Here is a 16,964-nt window from a genome sequence, read left to right as displayed (position 1 = left end):
GACATGGCCAGCACACTGCTTAGCATACAAGTGATTCCCAAAACGCCGAACGGCGAAAACTCTTATCCTTACGTCGATCGCGCGATCGAAGTCATTCAACAATCCGGCGTCAAATATCAAGTAAACCCGCTGGAAACGACCATGGAAGGCGAACTTGAGGAGCTGCTGCAGATCGTGCGCAAAATGCACGAAGCACTCGTGGAGGCCGGCAGCCCAAGCATCATTTCCCAGATCAAAATTGCCCATAGCCCTGACGGGTTCAGCATGGATGCCCTCACGGAGAAATATCGCTAATGAATTCATACTGGAAAAGCGTATGGCCGCCCTTCGTGGCGGTTATTCTCTTTATCGCGTTATGGCAGGGAGCCGTATCCCTGTTCCATATTGAAAAGTGGATGCTTCCCGCACCCTCGGACATCGCCCGCGAAGCGGCATCTCAAGCCGATCGCCTCGGCATGCATGCTTGGGCTACCATCCAGCTTACCCTGATCGGCTTCGCTGCCGGCACGGCCGTCGGATTGCTGATCGCGATGGTGCTGCATCTTATTCCTTTGCTCAAACAGGCGTTATACCCTTTGCTTATTTTAAGTCAAAACATACCCACCATCGCGCTGGCTCCGCTCCTGCTGATCTGGTTCGGCTTCGGGCTGCTGCCCAAGCTGATCACGATCGTTCTCGTCTGTTTCTTCCCGGTCGCCGTAGCGGCCATGGACGGGTTAACCCGCACGGATGCGGCCATGATGAATTACATGCGCATGGCCGGTGCATCGCGCCGCCACATCTTCTGGAAGCTGGAGCTGCCGCATGCGCTGCCCTCCATCTTCTCCGGCGTGAAGATTGCCGCCACATACAGCGTTATGGGCGCCATCATCGCAGAATGGATCGGCGCCGACAAGGGCATCGGTTATTACATGATGCTGCAGAAGTCCGCTTACCGGACAGATCGATTATTCGTCGCCATCATGATCATCGTGGCGCTGAGCCTGCTGCTCTTCCTGCTCATTGCCTTGCTGGAGAAGCTGCTCGTTAAATGGCGGCCGCAGAAGCGCTAACCCGACATTGAACCAAGGAAGTGAATACGACATGAATCATACCGGTTCTCCGGCAACACCAGCGGCTGCCCCAGCTATGCAGGCAAGCGAAACGGGTGCAGCTCACTCTGACGGCACGGCACCGACATCGGCATCGGCAACGGCGCCTGCGCTCAACGTCAGGAATGTGCACGCCTCCTTCCGCGAGCGGCGAAGCAAGCTGCCGGTGCTTAACGATATTTCCCTGACTGTGGGGCAAGGCGAATTCGTGGCACTCGTCGGACCGTCCGGCTGCGGCAAAAGCACCCTGTTCCATATCATCGGCGGGCTGCTGAAGCCGCAGCAGGGAGAGATCTGGATGAACGGCGAGAACGTGACCGGCCAGCGCGGCAAGATCAGCTACATGCCGCAGCAACCTGCGCTCTTCCCGTGGCGCACCATCGAAGAGAACGTGCTGCTTGCGGGCGAAGTGTCTCCATCGGCCCAGCCGCGGCAAACCGCGCTTGCCGAAGCGCGCCAATGGCTGGAGAGCGTCGGCCTCGGCGGCTTCGAGCAGGCATACCCGCACATGCTGTCCGGCGGAATGCAGCAGCGCGCCGCGTTCCTGCGGGCGCTGCTCAGTCCCCAGGAGCTGATGCTGCTCGACGAGCCGTTCAGCGCGCTCGACGCCTTGACGCGCAGCGACATGCAGCGCTGGCTGCTCGACATATGGGAGCTGAACCGCCGCTCGGTGCTGCTCATCACCCATAATATCGAAGAAGCGCTGCTGCTCGCCGATCGCGTCTACGTGCTCTCGAATCGGCCTGCAACGGTGATGCACGAAGTCCATGTTCCTTTTGAACGGCCCCGTCAAGAAACGATCGCCGATCTGCCGGCATTCCTGGAGCGCAAACGGCAAATCTCCGAGTGGATGAAGCAAGAACAAAAGAAGGCCCGCCTATCCTGAGATAGCGGGCTTAAATCATGCAGAAGGAGCGTCTCTCCATGAAAATGCCAACCCATGTCCCCTTCATCGATGCCCATCTTCATCTGGATCAATACACCCCGGCCGAACAGCAGGACATGCTTCGCTCCCTGCCTTCGCACCAGGTTGAAGCGGTCATCGCCGTCTCCATGCACCTTGCCTCCTCGCAGGCCACGATGGACCTGGCGGCCAGACATCCGCATGCCGTCTTTCCGGCCATCGGATTCCATCCGGAGCAGCCTCTACCTTCGCCGTCGGAAGCGGAGCAGCTGTTCGACTGGATCGAGCGCCGCATCGATCAGGCCGTTGCCATCGGCGAAGTAGGGCTTCCCTATTACAGCCGCCAGGAGGCGGAGCAAGCAGGGAAACCTTGGGACCAATCCGGCTACGTTTTGCTGCTCGAACGTTTCGTTCGGCTCGCCAAAAAGCACGACAAACCGATCGTGCTGCATGCCGTGTATGAAGATGCCGATGTGGCTTGCGACCTGCTGGAGCAGTACCAAGTAAACAAGGCTCACTTCCATTGGTTCAAAGGCTCGCCGGAAACGATTCGGCGAATGGCGGACAACGGATACTACGTCTCGTTCACGCCGGATATCGTATACGAAGAGGAGATTCAAGCACTGGCAAGGGTGTATCCTCCAGGACAGATCATGGCCGAGACGGACGGGCCCTGGCCGTTCGAGGGCCCTTTTGCAGGCAGGATGACGCATCCAGCCATGACAAGCCGCGTCGTTCAGGCGTGGTGCGAGATTACGGGAACGAAGCCGGAGGCGGCAGTACGCATTTTCTACGAAAATACGAAGCGCTTCTATCGTTTACCCTGAACAAGGACCCCTAATTGGATCATCCAAGCCGCTAGAGCAGGTCATATCTTCTACGCAAAAGAAGCCAGTCCACGAGGACTGGCTTCTATAATTATGCGGATGCTATGTGCAGTGTCTCTGTTACATCTCATCCTCTATCCAAACAGGTTTGCTACTGAACGATATCTCACTCGCGTTCGCTGCCCGAATCTGCGCAACGAGCAACTTTCGGCAGTTTTTCACCGTTTTATAAACCCTTTGCCTTCAAGATATGTCTTCATTTGCAGCCTTGCCGGCTCCGTAAGGCGTTTCGCCATCATTTCGGACCATGTCGTTGAACGCTCGCCTTGGGTGCGCTCCTGCATATATGCTGCAAATGTTTCATCGTACTCTTTCATGCCTTGCAGCGTCTGTTCAGCCTGGTAGCGGCCATGGTGCAGCACCGCCTGCAGCGGCAGTCTTGGGCGAATGCCCGTATCTTGATCCGCTACGCCGATGCACATGCCATACACAGGGTATACGCCTTCAGGCAATCCCAGCAGTTCCGAAACTTCGCTGATCCGCGTACGAAGACCGCCGATATATACAATTCCGAATCCGAGCGACTCCGCCGCAAGCGCTGCGTTCTGGGAAGCAAGGGCCACGTCGATCGTCGCTACCATGAAATTTTCCATGCTATCTTCGAACGATTCTTTCTCCGGCGCATGTTGAACTGCGGCTTGCTTGAGACGATACAAATCCGCGCACCACACCAGGAAAACAGGGCATTGATCAATGTAAGCCTGGTTGCCCGCAAGCTCGGCCAGCTTCGCCTTCTGGTCTTTGTCGGTAACCGCAATAACCGTGTAAGCCTGCACATTGCTGGAGGTAGAAGCCATTTGACCCGCCGAAACGATGGCGGCCAATTGTTCCTCGCTAACCGGATCAGGTTTGTATTTCCGCACGGAGCGGTGCTTCATCATCAATTCAATGGTTTCGTTGTTCATGCTCATTCACTCCCAATCCTCGTAATACAAACTCGACGGTCTGTTCGACTAGCTTTTCCGGATCGACATTCGGGTAGTCCAGCATAAATCGTGTGTTATGGGCCCTTTTGTGGGCAAGCGCCACGCTTAATACCTGAAGCATGCCATATGTGGCCGACTCGATGCGGAATACTCCCTGCTCCTTGCCTCTTTCCAACAATTCGGTCAGCTTGGTCCAGATCGGCTCCAGGAAACGAATGACGGAAGCGGCGCGGTTGGTCCGCAGCGCCATCTCCAATTGCACGATATCACTCATGTCCCGGTCCGACAGGGTGAACCTGACAATCTCGCCGATGACGAGACTTACCCCCTCGGCTGGTGACATGGACTGAATGATCTCATCCAAATCATCCGGAATACGGATCAGGAAATAACGTTCGAACAGCGCTTCAAACACTTTCTCTTTGCCGCCAAAATGATACGAAACGAGCGAAATATTCGCTCCCGCCTCGTCGCAGATCTGCCGCACGCTCGTCCCGTCATATCCCTGCTGGGCAAAGAGCTTCTTCGCTGCCACCAAAATCCTCGTTTTGATATCCAATTCCGGTTCCGTCATTCCGTTCTCTCCCCTTGTCCGTTCTATTCAAGCGCCCGGCACGCTCGGACTGCATGCCTGATCTCTACCTGTTATTATGAAAGTTTGTGTCAAAAAGTGCAAGGCATGTCATGTGCCGTTTCCGCAAAGCCAACACTCCAGAACAGGCGAACACCCCGATGAATTCCATCGGGGTGTTCGGTCGATCGCAGCGATGAGGGTATCTGCATCTGCGTCGCAAGCCTTCGTTTTTCTTAACCGTTAACCGGTGCCGGGTTTGGCGCTACTGCAGGCATACGGCCTTTTTTGAGCAACGTCGCCAGCAAGGACAGCGCCACCGCAACGACCAGAATGATCGCAATCGTTCCTGCGGCCGCCTGTGCTCCGGGACCGCCGAGCTGAACGCTCAGAATGCCCTGTACCGCATATGTGGCTGGTAAATATTGTCCCAAACCGCTGTAGAACCCGTTCAGCAGTTCACGCGGCACCATCGCGCCGGAAGACACCAGCTGCAGGGACAGCGAGATAATGTTGAACACACTTCCTGCCGGTCCGAACAGGATCAGGAAAAATTGGGAGAAGAACATAAATGTGCACAGGAACAATGCCTGGAACATCCAGAACGCGATAAAGCCTTGTTCGAATTGTCCCCCGAGGGCCACGATCAGAGAGGAACCAACAAGGGATACAAGCAGCGCGGATCCGATGTTAATGATCACTCTTGCCCCGAACAGCGACAGGCGCGAATGCATCGCTGCCAGCATGCCCATGGCTCCTTGCACGTTCATTCCCATGATCATTGCTCCCACATAGGAAGCCAGCACCATCATCATCGGCACCATTTGGTTATTCATGCCGTTCACCTGATTGATGGATGTCGTTGTTCCCTCCACGCGGGAAGTCAACGAAGCGGCTGCCGAAGCCGCTTGGTCGGCAGGTGCGCCGGAAGCGGTCAATACCGCTTGAACGCCTTGTGCAGATGCCTGTTTGTTGATCGTGTTGGTCACGCTTTGGGAAACGCCTTGCATCATGCTTTTGATCGTAACCGGGTTTGCTTCGTTAAGCGTGTACTTGATCTGTGCCGTGGAGCCCGGCGTTTGAAGCACCTCGTTGAATCCGGCCGGGATGTCAAGCACCATGTGCACCTTATGATGCTCCAGTTGGTCCAGCGCCTCGGCGCTGCTCAGATTGGCCACGGTGTGAAAAGGAAGCGTTTGGGCCAAGCTGTCTGCAATCCCTTGGGATTGCGTGCCGTCCTCATTGACGATGGCTACCGTCAGTTCTTTCGTTCGATCATTGACGCCGGAGTAAGCCGTCATCCAGATCACGCTGAAAATGACTTGGAACATCAACGCCGTCACAATGCCGATAATGACTGGCGGTTTCTTTAAAAGAGCGCGTAAAGCTCGCAGCATAAAGTTTGTCCTCCATCGGATATTTAGTTTTACATTGATTTAAACAATCGTTTGAATCAAACAGTCGTTTAAAATTTTAAATGGAGTTGTCTGTATTGTCAACCCGGTTTTCTGAAAGATGCAGAAATACACACTAGCATTTTCATTAAAAAACGGAGATCATCTGTCTGGCATTTTAACCTTTAGAACAGATGAAAATGCACGCCCCGCCTTGGCGGGCCGTGCAAAGTGCTCACATCTATTTCAGGTTTCTGTATTCATCAAGCCAAAAGAACCACCGCGACGTTACCCGGCACGCCGCTGGAGCTTCATGCGCTGCAAGCGCAACGCGTTCAGCACGACCGATACCGAACTGAATGCCATTGCTGCTCCGGCCAGCCAAGGAGCCAAGAAACCGGCCGCAGCGATCGGGATGCCCAGCACGTTGTACCCGAGCGCCCAGAACAAGTTCTGTTTAATGTTGCCCATCGTGCGGCGGCTCATCTCGATCGCGTCGGCGATGCTGTTCAGATCGCCGCGCATCAGCGTGATGTCGGCCGCTTCCATCGCTACATCCGTCCCCGTTCCGATCGCCATGCCGATATCGGCCGTAGCAAGCGCAGGCGCATCATTGATGCCATCGCCGACCATGGCGACCTTGCGGCCGCTTTCCTGCAGCTTCTTCACTTCCGCAGCCTTGCCCTCAGGCAGGACTTCGGCGAGAATGTGCTTGATGCCCGCTTGTGCCGCCACGGCGCGGGCGGTACGCTCGTTGTCGCCCGTAATCATAATGACATCAATCCCCATCGCATGCAGACGACCAACGGCCTCACGGGACGTTTCCTTGATCGTATCCGCAACGGCAACGATGCCTGCCCATTGACCGTCCACCGCAACAAGCATTGCCGTGCGCCCTTGCTCTTCAAGCTCGTGCATACGCTGCAGGGCCTGCTCCGGCACGTTCACCTGAGCATCGGCAAGCAAACGGCGGGTCCCCACCAGCACCTGCCGGCCACCTGCCACTGCATGTATACCGTATCCGGGTATGTTTTCAAATTGTTCCGCTTGGCCAGGTTCCAAGCCCTTGCCCCGGATTCCTTCTACAATGGCTTCCGCCAAAGGATGCTCGGATCCTTGCTCCGCGGCGCCTACCAGTTCCAACAGCTCGGGCTCGTGCCAGTCCCCGGCAGCAACCACGTCCGTCAGCACCGGTTTACCCTCGGTAACCGTGCCCGTTTTGTCCAGCACGACCGTTTGAATCTGCTGCGCGGTTTCCAGGTATTCGCCTCCCTTAAACAGGATGCCGAACTCCGCTGCCCGTCCCGAACCGGCCATGACGGACGTCGGCGTGGCAAGCCCAAGGGCGCAGGGGCAGGCAATAACCAGAACGGCAATGGCTTTTTCCAGCGAACCCGCAAAATCTCCGGGACTGACGAAGAAATACCAAATCAGCAGCGTCAACGCCGCAATGCCGACAACGATCGGCACGAATATGCCTGATATTACGTCCGCAATGCGTTGGATCGGCGCTTTGGAGCCTTGTGCCTGCTCAACGACTTTGATGATTTGCGAGAGTGCCGTATCCGATCCGACCCGAGTGGCCCGCAGCCGCAATACGCCATTTTTGTTCAGCGTGGCACCCGTAACCGGATCGCCCGGTTGTTTGTCGACCGGCAAGCTCTCCCCGCTCAGCATGGACTCGTCGACCGACGAACGTCCCTCTTCCACCACGCCGTCGACCGGGATGCTGTCGCCCGGCTTGACGATCACCAGATCGCCAACGGCAACATAAGCGGAGGGAATGACAACTTCCTTGCCGTCGCGAATCACCCGCGCTTCGCGCGGAGCAAGCTCGATCAGGCTTTTGATCGCTTGAGAGGAGCGTCCTTTGGCGACCGCTTCAAACCATTTGCCGAGCAAAATTAACGTAATCAGAATGGCGCTCGTCTCATAATACAGTTCAACCGAAGGGACGGCGACCGCCGTACCCATTCCGCCATGGTCCATAGCCGGCTGAGTCCCGTATCCACTGCTTAGGGTCAGATATAAACTGTAGAAAAAAGCTGCGCTCGTTCCCAGCGCAACGAGTACATCCATGTTCGCGCTGCCGCCCCGCAGTGCTTTATACGCTCCGACATAGAACTGCCAGCCGATCACGAATTGTACCGGTGCTGCCAGCAGCAGCTGGAACCAAGGGTTCATGAACAAATCGGGCACCCAGATCCAGGACGTAAATGAGAAATGACCGACCATCGCCCAGAGCAAAGGAATGGACAGCAGGGCAGAAACGATCCACTTCCATTTTTTGCGCTGCAATTCGCGTTCGCGGACAGACTGGTGTTCTTGCTCGCCCTGCTGCACTTCAGCGCCATAACCGAGGTGTTTGATCTTGGCCATGATGTCGGACGGCTTCAACGTGCCGGCGGCATATTCCACATGCGCCGTCTCCAGCGCAAGATTGACGTTCGCCCGCGATACGCCGGGCAAGCGGGACAATCCTTTCTCGATGCGGGCTGAGCAAGCGGCGCAGGTCATGCCCGTGATGTTCAGGTCCAGCGATTCCGAGGCGGTGCCGTAACCCAGTGCCTCTACCTTGTCGCGCAAGCTGGAGACGTCCACCATTTTCGGATCATACGAAATCGTCGCTTGCTCCGTGGCCAAATTCACGTTGGCCTGATTCACGCCCTCCATCCGGGACAATCCCTTTTCGATCCGGCTCGAACAGGCCGCGCAAGTCATGCCGGTAATCTGCAGCGTGGTCTGTACTCCAACCGGAGACGTCAACGCATTCGAATCTTGATCGCTTGCCGTTGTCGATGATTTAACCATAACACAGTCTCCTTTCCCTATTCCGAAAATACCCCTAAGGGGTATAAAACAAGCCGAAATCCGGGCTTAAACGCCCGCTTCCGACTCTCTTAAGGGAAGCTGCGCTTAAACCCAATACGATCGCTTATTGCTTATCTTAGGCTACGTCATAACCTTGATCTTCAATCGCTGCCTTAATTTGTTCCACGCTCACGCTTTGCTCGTCGTATTCCACAGCAACGGTTCCCGCTGCCAGATCAACCTGGCCTTTCGCTCCTACACTTTTAACGGCTTCCTCTACGGATTTGACGCAATGGTTGCAAGACATGCCTGCAACGTTCAATGTGATGTTGGACATCGTTCATTCCTCCTTAGTATATATTCATCATTTCATGAGCTTTCTGACCGTAACAAGCAATTCGTCTACAACCTCATGCTCTCCGGCCTGAATGCGTTCGACGATGCAGCTCTTCATATGCCCTTCCAACAGCAGCTTGCCGACCGAGCTCAATGCGGATTGCGCTGCAGCGATTTGCGTAAGCACATCGTCGCAATACGTATCCTTCTCAATCAGCCCTTTGATCCCGCGAATCTGCCCCTCCACGCGGTTCAAGCGGGAAATGAGATTGCTCTTCATCTCCTGGGAATGATGGCTCTTGCGAACCGGTTTCCCGTCAGGTCCCGGCGTATGACAGGCATTTGCCTGCGTTTCCGGCAGCGAACCTTCTTGCCCCGCTGCGGTTACCGCCGTTTCCATCTCTTCATGGGGATGGCTCTGATGTTCCATCATGAACACCCCTTTTCAAATGATTTCTGAATTCAGAATAACATACCCCATAGGGGTATTCAAGCCCTATTTTTTCTCGCCATCAATTGTTCATCATTTCTTCATGAGGGGCTTACGCTCGCAAAATATATTCCATTCGGCTGCTGCGGACGGCGAAACCAAGTTTCTCGTAAAAAGTCTGCGCTCCCTCGTTGAACGACGATACCGTCAACTCCACGCTGTCTGCCTGAAGCTCCTTGCCCAGTTCGATCAGTTCTGTCATGATTCGCTGCCCGACGCCTTTTCCCTGCCACTTCCGATCCACGACAACTTCGTTGATATACAGCATATCCCGGTCAAGCAGCACATTCAGGTTCCGAATCTGCTGCCATTGGGCGCTGGCAAATCCGACGATCTCCCCCGCTTCAAGATCCTCAGCAACGAATAGGTATCGAGTATCCTTTTCGAGCCAATCCTCATACTCGCCCGGCTCCAAGCGGGGCTGAAGGGCCCGATAGATATCCGGTCTCCCTTTGACGTGTTGTTCATGCAACTCATCCATTAACGCGGAAATGCCGATATAATCTTTAACCCTGGCACGTCGAATCAAGAGCTTGTCCATAAACTAATGCCACCTCGCCACTTGTTTCCATGATTATACATTACCGGTTGGCAAGGTGCCCAGACGTGTCATAACACCATAAAAACGTTACCTTCTGATGAAATGATCCGAAAAATCGACACTTACCTATTCCAAACCTTCATTTTTTGTATAAAAATGAAGGAAGTGCTCGAATGATGACGAAAATCATACAAGTACCATGGAAAAACATAACGGGGATTGACGTAAATGAAACCGAAACGGGAAATTGCACTACCGCTTATGATCGGCATTTTTTTGCTGATCACGGTAGTTAGCCTTTATCAATGGTTAGTGCCACCGATGAAGGAAGTCGAGGCCAAAAACGGGGTGTTTGACGCCCGTCAATGGAACTTCGAAGCGGACGGCTACTTGCCGCTGCGCGGGGAATGGGAGTATTATGCGAACCGGCTGCTGACTCCTGTGGATTTTGCCGAGGACGACGGCAGTCTGTCCAAGATCCGCAAGCTGAAGAATGTCCCGAATGAAAAAACCAATGCGCTCTCCTCGGCCAATCCCAACAACCAAGGGGCTGGAACCTATCGTTTGCTCGTTGAAGTGCCCGAAGACGGAATGTACGGACTTCGCGCCAAAAAAATCCGCATCTCATCGCGCTTCTTCATTAACGGCCAGGAAATGGGAGGCAGCGGGAAACCCTCGATGACTTCGGAACACTTCGTACCAAGCAACACGCCCTATTTTCGCACATTTCAATTGAACAAAGGCGTAAACGAAATCATCGTGCAAACGGCTGCGTTCAACAACCTGGGCGGCGGCATGGTTCAGACACCCGAGTTCGGCTTGGCTACCCAGATTGGCAAACGCGTTGATGGGGCAAGGCTCGCCGATATGGCCATCATTGCCATGCTGTTTTCATTCGGTCTTTATTATGCCGGCATGTTCAGGCAATGGGGCAAGGAACGCTACCTGATGCATTTCTGCCTGTTTTGTCTGGCGACAGGTCTTTTTATCAGTATCGACAACGAAATTCTGGCGCTAATCATCTTTCCGGATATGCCTTTTCCTTTTCTGCAGAGATTGCTGTTTTTGCTGCCGATCGCTTCATTTTATTTTTTTGCAAGTTACGTGCATTCATACACCGACGAGACCAACTTCTTTTTGTTTAAATGGCTTGGGTCATGCGCGATCGTTCTTACGGTCATTTTGCTCGTGCTTCCCAACGATTATCTTCCGTTTTCCCTGGCGCTTGGCGTACCGATACAGATATTCGTATTTTTTCTTATCGTAAGAGCCATTTTCCGGGGGAGAAGAAAAGGCATTAACGATCGCCATCATCTGCTTCTCGGTTGTTTCTTTCTTGCGGTCTACTGGATTTTCGGGGAGCTGCGATACTTGTTTGCCCTGGACAATCCCTATTTCATGGTAGGGACGCCGCTGCTTCTTTTATTATCCCAGGCCCTGCTCATCTCCGACCGGCTGCAGGACAACTTTTTACGGAGCGAAAGCCTTGCAGAAAGACTATTGATTTACGACCGTCAGAAGGATGAGTTTTTGGCCAAAACATCCCATGAACTGCGGACGCCGTTGCACGGCATCGTCAACCTGTCCCAATCGCTCCTCGACAGTACGGAACACCCGCTGCAGGAAGATCACCGCGAGAACATCATGCTTCTCCATCTGATGGGCCGAAGGCTGTCGGGGATCGTCAATGACATTCTGGATCTGAATCGGATCCGGCATGGCCAATTCGTGATCCATCCGACCCCCGTCAACGTGGGCACTTCCATTCATTTCGTCTTGGAGACCCTTTCGATCGCGCCGATCAACAAGGAGGTTCGTCTGGTCAACAAGCTGCCTGATGCGCTTCCCCTGGTCTATGCCGACGAAAATCGTTTGAAGCAAATTTTGCACAACCTGATCGAAAACGGGCTGAAATTCACGAAACGGGGGACGGTGACCGTATCCGTGGAATGTCTTGAAGAGGAGATGGCTATATCCATCACCGATACGGGACCAGGCATCCCTGCCGAAGAGCTGGATAACATCCTGCAGCCCTATAATCAGTACAAGGACAGCTTTCAGGACGATACTTCAGGGGGCCTCGGGCTCGGCCTTAGCATTTCCAAACAGCTGATCGAGCTGCAAGGCGGTCGCCTGGAGGTAGCATCGCAGCTGGGACAAGGTACCCGGTTCACGTTTACCCTTCCGTTAGACAAACAGTCTGAAGCCTCGGCCACGGCACCGACCGTCTCCTTGACGGTGGACGCGGAAACGATGAACGACATGCTGCATCCCAGCCCCCTCGCGCCTTTTCACGCGCTCATCGTCGATGACGAGTTGTCCAATATGAAAGTGCTCGTCGATGTTATATCATCGTTGGGGTACGCCTATACCGCGGTCGGCAGCGGCGAGGAGGCTCTTGAAGTGCTGCGTGACGGCTCCAAACCGGATATCGTTTTATTGGACCTGATGCTGACGGGTATTTCGGGAATCGAAGTATGCCGCCAAATTCGCGAGAGACAGGGCCTGGCCGAGCTTCCTGTCCTGATGCTGACCGCTTCGGGACAGACCGGCGATATCGTGGCTTCGTTGAACGCGGGAGCCAACGATATTTTGCAAAAGCCATTCGAGCTTGCGGAATTGAAAGCAAGGGTCCGCTCCCTGCTGGAATTAAAAAATTCCTCCGAGCAGGCGGTTCGCAGGGAAATGGACTTCTTGCAGGCACAGATTATGCCCCACTTCCTTTACAACAGCTTGAACAGTCTCGTAGGGTTGAGTTACACCGACCCCATCAGGCTTAGGGAAACGATCTATCACCTGACGACGTACCTCCGCTCCAAGTTTACGTTTGTTTTTCATAGCGAACCGATTACCTTCGAACGTGAACTGGAACTGGTACAAGCTTATGTTGCCATTGAAAATCTAAGGTTCGGCGAGAGATTGAATATTCGTTATGAGCTTGAAGAGAATTTGAAGTGCCTGATCCCCCCTCTCACGCTGCAGCCGATTGTGGAAAATGCTGTTCGCCACGGCATCGGGCCAAAACCCGAAGGCGGTACGTTGTTGATCTCTGCGCATAACCGGAACGGCATCACGGAAATCGTCGTTGAAGATGACGGCGTTGGCATGAGCAGTGTTCAGCTGGAGATGCTGGAACGCGATCAGGCTTCAGGCATCGGTTTTCGGAACGTGAATCGCCGCCTGCAGATGTTGTACAATTTAAGGCTTGAAATCAGCAGTGTGCAAGGGAAGGGAACACGGGTTAAGCTTACTGTACCGGAGGTAAGAAATGTTGAAAGCAATGCTGGTTGATGATGAAAAAATCGCCCTAGATGTGTTGGAAATTTTGCTGAACGAAATCGGCGGCGTTCAGGTCGTCCGCAAATGCCAGCTGGCAGCGGACGCACTGGCCTGTGCTGCAACCGTACAGCCGGACATCATTTTTCTCGATATTGAAATGCCCGGGATCAACGGTCTGGACGCGGGCAGGCAGTTATCTCTCCTGTGTCCGGATGCAGAGATCGTTTTCGTGACGGCTTATCAGCAGTACGCGGTACAGGCATTTGATGCCCGCGCCATCGATTATTTGCTTAAGCCCGTTGCGAAAGATCGTCTGCAGGAAACATTGCAGCGTTACACCCGTTTGCGGCAAAGACGCGACGAATCAAAAGCCTCCGCAGTCCAGGAGTCCGTCGTGCAAACCAAACAGCTTCAGCTCAAAGTACTCGGCGGACTGGAACTGTACAATTCCGGCGGAAAGCTGATCACGTGGCGAACCAAAAAGACAAAGGAGCTTTTCGCCTACCTGTGGTTCCAACGTGGAAAACCGGTTTATCGTTATCACCTGCTGGATGATCTCTGGCCGAATATCGACGTCGAGCGTGCACAGGCCTTGCTTCATACGACGTTGTATAACTTGCGGAGCCTTCTGAAATCGGAAGGGTTCGTCAACAAAGTGGAATTCGGCGACGAACGCTATTGGATGCATGCACATTGGATCAGCAGCGACATGACTCGCCTGGAGTCCTTGCTGGAGTCGGAAAGCGGCAATGTCCGGGAACTGTTGGAGCTGTACAGGGGAGACCTGCTCGAAATGGAATATTACCAGTGGGCCGACGTCAAAAGGGAAGAATTGCGGAGCAAATTTATCAGGCACTTGGAGAAGCTCCTGCCCAATGTAGACGAGGAAATTCGCTCCATGTTGCAGAGCAAGCTACTGGAACTGGATTACATATGATTACCGACGTTTTCCAATGCCTCCGGAGGTATTCTTCTTTCTGCAAGAGAGCAGACGAAGCCAAACAACCACTTGCAGCGGACAGATTGAATGAATAAGACGATGCCAAAAGCGGGCACCCGATCGGGTGTCCGCTTCGTTTGCGTTTGAATAAACATCGTTGTTTCCGCTATTTTTTGGACGTTGTATCCGCTTCGTCAAATGCTACCGGTGAAGGTTTTGCCGCCCAAGCGTCTGCCTGCGGCTCAATGTCCACTCCGTTCAGAATCTTTTTCTTTTCCATCAGGGAATCCCCATCCTCGTCCAGCTTGTTGCGGATTTCGGCCTCGTCCTGAGGCTGGTTGTTTTGCTTCATGATGGACTCCTCCTCTTCATTATGGGTGTAATGCTTCTTAAGTAATTTACCCAATTTGAACGCCATCATTCGAAAAATGCATAACGCCTGCCTGAAAAAATGCAGAGAGGCAAATCGATCTTTGCCTGCACTTCACAACCTAAAAACGTATGGATCAGTCTCCCTGCCTTACAGCTCCCGCTAGATGCAATACGTTTTATTTCATCCACGCTATTTAAAGTCTACATGCTTGTCCAGGATGACTTCCTCCAACTTGATCTCCAGTTCGTGAACTGCCGGAACAAGCGAAAATTTCACCTGCTCCAACGAAGGTGGGAGTGCAGGCACAACCCGGTAGCTAAGCTGAGCATCGCTACCGCTACCACGACTGCCTTCTCGAAGAACCATGTGTTCACCCTGAGCACTGGTGACCTCCAGCATCAATTGCGGTTTGAGAAAGACATGCTCTGCCTTGGGCTCCCGGTGGTGAATGTCGAGATGCACAATGCTTTCATGATCATATTGCATGGCATGTGTAATCACATAATCGCAGCCGTCCTGCGTCGTTTGTTTCATAATCGGAAGCACACCCGTCAGTTTGGTTTCCTCCTGGGGGACAAACGGTCGTTTGGGCCTTGGCTGTACACTGCGAAGAACATGGCGAATGTCCTCCTCCTTCATGTCCAGTCGCTCCACCCACTCATCAATGGTTTTCTGATCCGGATGATGGTAAGCAGCCCCCGTAATGCTTTTTCTTGCCGCCACCAGCCTTAACAGCTGTTCATCGATCTGCTTCACCTGATCATTGTATTCAAACGGAATTTCCCGAAATTCAGCCCAGCCCATAGACATGATCCTAATGATCCTCCTTTTACATTCCAAACTTTTCTATTAATCCTGTTTCGATCTAGCCCCCAGTATACAGCAATTTTTCTTCAAACTGGAGCTATAAGCCATAAAAAAAGCACTCTGAATGCCGTTCATCGGCAACCAGAATGCTTATTTCAAGGACGCTTCTTGTTCCTGCCAGCATGCACTGTACTATTCCTTGTCCTGGCGGGCGAGCGACGCAAGCGCACGCAGCGCGGCATCGATCTCGCGCTCCACGGCCTTGGATACCGCATCCGTATGCGGGTCGTATTCGGCAGCCAGGTCACTGTCCGCAAAACCGTCGATCGCCACGATCGCTCCGGCGCGCGCACCGCGCAGGGTACTCACGATGTAGAGCGCTGCAATCTCCATTTCGGCCGCCAAGGCTCCCGCTTGTTTATATTTGCGGTGGGGAATTTCCTCCACGCCCGTAAAAAACGCGTCCAGCGTCACCGTAATGCCGACGCCGAGCTTCCCTTGCTCGCCTTCTCCGGCTTCCGCAGCCGCTAGCAGCGCTCGGGTCACATCCAGGTTTGCAACGGCGGGGAAACCGTCGGGCACGAGCTGACGCGTCAAACCGTCCGTACGAACTGCCGCCGTGCTGACGATGACGCTGCCAGCCGGATAGTCGGCCGTATACGAACCGGCCGTGCCGACCCGGATCAGCGTCGTTACGCCGGCGCGAATCAATTCCTCGAAGCACACTGCGGCTCCTGGACAACCTACGCCATGGCTGACCACAGCCAGCCTCACACCCTCGTAATCACCTACAAACGTACGATATTCGCGGCTGAACGCCAGCTCCCTGGCTCCGTCCAGTTTGCGGGAGATTTTCTCCGCACGGGCCGGATCACCGCACACGATGGCGTAAGCGGGCATATCCTCCGAATGAATTTGCAAAATCGGCATCAACATGTCAATCAAACTCCTTTTTCGTCCACTCGTCTTCCGGAATCGGCAAATCCTCGCCCGAGAAGCGCTGTTCTTTGAACGGATCGGCAAAATGGTGGAAACCGTTGCTCTCCCAGAAGCCATTGCGGTCCTCCGTCATAAATTCCAAACCGCGAATCCATTTCGCGCTCTTCCAGAAATAGAGCTGCGGCACAACGAGGCGCAGCGGATAACCATGCTTCGGCGTCAGCGGCTCGCCGTTATATTTGAAGGCGAGCAGCACGTCATCGTGCATCAGTTCCTCCAAAGGCACATTCGTCTCATAATCATGGTCGGCGTGGACCATCACATATTTCGCTTCCGGCTTGACGCCGAGAATCTTCACGAAATCCGAGAAGCGGATGCCTTCCCAGGACGTATCAAACTTGGACCAGCGCGTTACGCAGTGGATGTCGCTGACCGTGTTCACCTGCGGCATCGCCTGCAGCTCGGCGAAGGAGAATACCCTTTCCTCCCACACTTCGCCAAACACTTTCAGATCCCAGGTGGACAGGTCGTATTCCGGCACTTCTCCTTCGTGCAGGATCGGGAATTTTTCCGTCAACACCTGCCCTGGGGGCAGGCGGTCGCCATATACTGAACCGGCCTTCGACGCCGGGGCCTTCGTTTTTTTCAGACGTTCAGCCTTGTTATGCAATTTGC

The 16,964-nt window shown here is 53.9% G+C and carries 17 protein-coding genes; 6 read left to right on the top strand and 11 right to left on the bottom strand.

The features are described from left to right. Positions 1-3 precede the first annotated feature (3 nt). The 4 genes from SNR34_RS02270 (at position 4) to SNR34_RS02255 (ending at position 2,822) form a co-directional block, all read left to right on the top strand. Positions 4-294 (top strand): MTH1187 family thiamine-binding protein, encoded by a 291-nt coding sequence (locus SNR34_RS02270; protein WP_236417656.1) that lies wholly within the window; start codon positions 4-6, stop codon positions 292-294. Beyond that, complete coding sequence (locus SNR34_RS02265) at positions 294-1,052, top strand: ABC transporter permease (RefSeq protein ID WP_236417657.1); 759 nt, start codon at positions 294-296, stop codon at positions 1,050-1,052. The genes SNR34_RS02270 and SNR34_RS02265 overlap by 1 nt, the downstream gene beginning before the upstream one ends. Before the next feature lie 76 nt (positions 1,053-1,128). Continuing rightward, positions 1,129-1,977 carry an ABC transporter ATP-binding protein gene (locus SNR34_RS02260; protein ID WP_486182385.1) on the top strand — a complete coding sequence of 283 codons (849 nt, stop codon included), beginning with the start codon at positions 1,129-1,131 and terminating at the stop codon, positions 1,975-1,977. A 38-nt stretch (positions 1,978-2,015) separates the two neighbouring features. Next, positions 2,016-2,822: a TatD family hydrolase gene (locus SNR34_RS02255; RefSeq protein ID WP_236417659.1), complete on the top strand. Its 807-nt coding sequence runs from the start codon at positions 2,016-2,018 to the stop codon at positions 2,820-2,822. A 218-nt stretch (positions 2,823-3,040) separates the two neighbouring features. Here SNR34_RS02255 and nfsA read toward each other — a convergent pair whose 3' ends face one another. The 7 genes from nfsA to SNR34_RS02220 all read right to left on the bottom strand — a co-directional run bounded on the left by nfsA (position 3,041) and on the right by SNR34_RS02220 (position 9,951). Continuing rightward, positions 3,041-3,787: an oxygen-insensitive NADPH nitroreductase gene (gene nfsA, locus SNR34_RS02250; RefSeq protein WP_236417660.1), complete on the bottom strand. Its 747-nt coding sequence runs from the start codon at positions 3,785-3,787 to the stop codon at positions 3,041-3,043. After that, positions 3,768-4,382 carry a TetR family transcriptional regulator gene (locus SNR34_RS02245; protein WP_236417662.1) on the bottom strand — a complete coding sequence of 205 codons (615 nt, stop codon included), beginning with the start codon at positions 4,380-4,382 and terminating at the stop codon, positions 3,768-3,770. The genes nfsA and SNR34_RS02245 overlap by 20 nt, the downstream gene beginning before the upstream one ends. 233 nt (positions 4,383-4,615) lie before the next feature. Beyond that, positions 4,616-5,776, bottom strand: coding sequence for a YhgE/Pip domain-containing protein (locus SNR34_RS02240; RefSeq protein ID WP_236417664.1), 1,161 nt, complete (start codon positions 5,774-5,776; stop codon positions 4,616-4,618). 285 nt (positions 5,777-6,061) lie between these two features. Further along, positions 6,062-8,584, bottom strand: a complete 2,523-nt coding sequence (locus SNR34_RS02235; protein ID WP_343262246.1) for a heavy metal translocating P-type ATPase — start codon at positions 8,582-8,584, stop codon at positions 6,062-6,064. A 136-nt stretch (positions 8,585-8,720) separates the two neighbouring features. After that, a complete protein-coding gene (locus SNR34_RS02230; protein ID WP_236417666.1) occupies positions 8,721-8,921 on the bottom strand; it encodes a copper ion binding protein in 201 nt (66 codons plus the stop codon). Between the two features lie 27 nt (positions 8,922-8,948). After that, positions 8,949-9,350, bottom strand: coding sequence for a metal-sensitive transcriptional regulator (locus SNR34_RS02225; protein WP_339278307.1), 402 nt, complete (start codon positions 9,348-9,350; stop codon positions 8,949-8,951). 112 nt (positions 9,351-9,462) lie between these two features. Beyond that, complete coding sequence (locus SNR34_RS02220) at positions 9,463-9,951, bottom strand: GNAT family N-acetyltransferase (protein WP_486181034.1); 489 nt, start codon at positions 9,949-9,951, stop codon at positions 9,463-9,465. A gap of 228 nt (positions 9,952-10,179) precedes the next feature. Here SNR34_RS02220 and SNR34_RS02215 point away from each other — a divergent pair, with 228 nt between their 5' ends. Both SNR34_RS02215 and SNR34_RS02210 read left to right on the top strand, forming a co-directional pair. After that, positions 10,180-13,242 carry a hybrid sensor histidine kinase/response regulator gene (locus tag SNR34_RS02215; RefSeq protein WP_486181033.1) on the top strand — a complete coding sequence of 1,021 codons (3,063 nt, stop codon included), beginning with the start codon at positions 10,180-10,182 and terminating at the stop codon, positions 13,240-13,242. After that, positions 13,220-14,167, top strand: a complete 948-nt coding sequence (locus tag SNR34_RS02210) for a response regulator (RefSeq protein ID WP_236417669.1) — start codon at positions 13,220-13,222, stop codon at positions 14,165-14,167. The genes SNR34_RS02215 and SNR34_RS02210 overlap by 23 nt, the downstream gene beginning before the upstream one ends. 169 nt (positions 14,168-14,336) lie before the next feature. On the opposite strand, the gene SNR34_RS02205 is transcribed toward SNR34_RS02210, so the two are convergent. From SNR34_RS02205 to SNR34_RS02190, 4 genes are all read right to left on the bottom strand, one after another. Then, positions 14,337-14,522, bottom strand: coding sequence for a hypothetical protein (locus SNR34_RS02205; protein WP_236417670.1), 186 nt, complete (start codon positions 14,520-14,522; stop codon positions 14,337-14,339). 210 nt (positions 14,523-14,732) lie between these two features. Continuing rightward, positions 14,733-15,353: a hypothetical protein gene (locus SNR34_RS02200; protein ID WP_486181032.1), complete on the bottom strand. Its 621-nt coding sequence runs from the start codon at positions 15,351-15,353 to the stop codon at positions 14,733-14,735. 189 nt (positions 15,354-15,542) lie between these two features. After that, positions 15,543-16,286, bottom strand: a complete 744-nt coding sequence (locus SNR34_RS02195) for a nucleoside phosphorylase (protein WP_486181031.1) — start codon at positions 16,284-16,286, stop codon at positions 15,543-15,545. Between the two features lies 1 nt (position 16,287). Further along, complete coding sequence (locus SNR34_RS02190; RefSeq protein WP_236417676.1) at positions 16,288-16,959, bottom strand: sulfite oxidase-like oxidoreductase; 672 nt, start codon at positions 16,957-16,959, stop codon at positions 16,288-16,290. Between the last annotated feature and the right edge of the window lie 5 nt (positions 16,960-16,964).

It is taken from the genome of Paenibacillus sp. XP01, from assembly GCF_057364885.1.
Note: the sequence above shows the minus strand (reverse complement) of the source record. Positions and strands in the feature narration are given on the sequence as shown.